Source organism: Streptosporangium carneum (assembly GCF_027922005.1).
GTDB classification, from domain to species: domain Bacteria; phylum Actinomycetota; class Actinomycetes; order Streptosporangiales; family Streptosporangiaceae; genus Streptosporangium; species Streptosporangium carneum.
The window spans coordinates 1-1,945 of sequence record NZ_BSEV01000066.1; the positions used below are offsets into that span (position 1 = coordinate 1).

1 protein-coding gene is annotated in these 1,945 nt (G+C 72.1%); it reads left to right on the plus strand.

Going from position 1 to position 1,945, the window contains the following annotated elements; all coding sequences use genetic code 11:
- A partial coding sequence (locus PKF00_RS43800) for a condensation domain-containing protein (RefSeq protein ID WP_271223715.1) occupies positions 1 to 1,945 on the plus strand: 1,945 nt, incomplete at both ends.

Below are 1,945 nucleotides of genomic sequence, written 5' to 3' on the forward strand. Positions count from 1 at the left end.
GCGCAGCGCCGGTTGTGGTTCCTGCACCGGTTGGAGGGGCCGAGTGCGACGTACAACGTGCCGGTGGCGTTGCGGTTGTCCGGGGCGCTGGATGTGGGGGCGTTGCGGGCGGCGCTGGGGGATGTGGTGGCGCGGCACGAGAGTCTGCGCACGGTGTTCGCCGAGGACGAGGCGGGCCCCTATCAGCGGGTGCTGCCGGTGGAGGCGGCGTGTCCGGTGCTGGAGGTCGTCTCCTGTGATCGCGACGGCCTGGAGGGGCGGCTGGCCGAGGCGGCCGGGCACGCCTTCGACCTGTCGGCCGAGATCCCGGTGCGCGCCCGGCTGTTCCGCCTGGACGCCGAGGAGCACGTGCTGATGCTCGTGGTCCACCACATCGCCACCGACGGCTGGTCGATGCCGCTGCTGGGACGGGACGTCGCCGTGGCCTACGCCGCGCGGACGACCGGACAGGAGCCCGCGTGGTCGCCGTTGCCGGTGCAGTACGCCGACTACACGCTGTGGCAGCGGGAGGTGCTGGGTTCGGAGGACGATCCGGGCAGTGAGATCTCCCGGCAGCTGGCGTACTGGGCACAGGCGCTGGCGGGGCTGCCGGAGGAGCTGGCGCTGCCCGCCGACCGGCCGCGGCCCGCGCTGCCGACGGGGCACGGCGGCACCGTCGAGTTCGAGGTGCCGGCGGAGCTGCACGCACGGCTGGCACGGCTGGCCCAGGACAACCACGCGACCGTGTTCATGGTGATGCAGGCCGCGGTGGCGACGCTGCTGTCCCGCCTGGGTGCGGGGTCGGACGTTCCGCTGGGCACGCCGATCGCGGGCCGTACCGACGACGCGGTGGAGGACCTGGTCGGGTTCTTCGTCAACACCCTGGTGCTGCGCACCGACCTGTCCGGGGATCCGAGCTTCCGGGAGCTGCTGGCCCGGGTGCGGGAGAGCGACCTTGCGGCCTACGCGCATCAGGACCTGCCGTTCGAGCGGCTGGTGGAGGTGGTCAACCCCGAGCGGTCCCTGTCCCGCCACCCGCTGTTCCAGGTCATGCTGTCGTTCAACAACATCGTCCAGGAGGACGTGCCGGAGGAGTCCGTACGGATCCCCGGCCTGACCGTGACCGTCGAGGCGGCAAGCCTCGCCGCGGCCAAGTTCGACCTGGTGTTCCGGTTCGCGGAGCGGTTCGACGCCGATTCCGGCGCCTCCGGCATGGACGGGTTCCTGGGGTTCGCGACAGACCTGTTCGACCGGGACACGGCGACGACGCTGGCGAGCCGGTTGGTGCGGGTGCTGGAGGCGGTGACCGACGACCCGGACGCCGGGATCGGCACGTTCGAGGTGCTGGACGCCACCGAGCGGCAGCAGGTCGTGAGCGAGTGGAACGACACCGCGCGAGAGGTGCCGAGGGCGTCCCTGCCCTTGTTGTTCCAGGCCCAGGCCGCGACCTCGCCGAGCCGGGCGGCTCTGCTGGCCGGGGAGACGGAGCTGTCGTACGCGGAGCTGAACACGCGGGCGAACCGGCTGGCGCACCGGCTGATCGGCATGGGAGTGGGGCCGGAGCGGCTGGTGGCGGTGGTGCTGCCGCGCTCGGTCGAGCTGGTGGTGACGCTGCTGGCGGTGCTGAAGGCGGGCGGCGCGTACGTGCCGATCGATCCGGCCTATCCGGCCGAGCGGATCGCGTACATGCTCGACGACGCGAACCCCGTCGCGGTGGTGACCGACTCGGCGACGGCGCTGCCGGAGTGGTCGGGGCCGGTTCTGCCGGTCGACGAGACGGACGTCAGCGGGCAGCCGGAACACAACCCCTCGGACGCGGATCGGGTGGTGCCGTTGTCTCTGGGGCATCCGGCGTATGTGATCTACACCTCGGGGTCGACGGGGCGGCCGAAGGGGGTGGTGGTCGAGCATCGGTCGCTGGGTGCGTATGTGGTGCGGGCGCGGGAGGCGTATCCGAGTGCGTCGG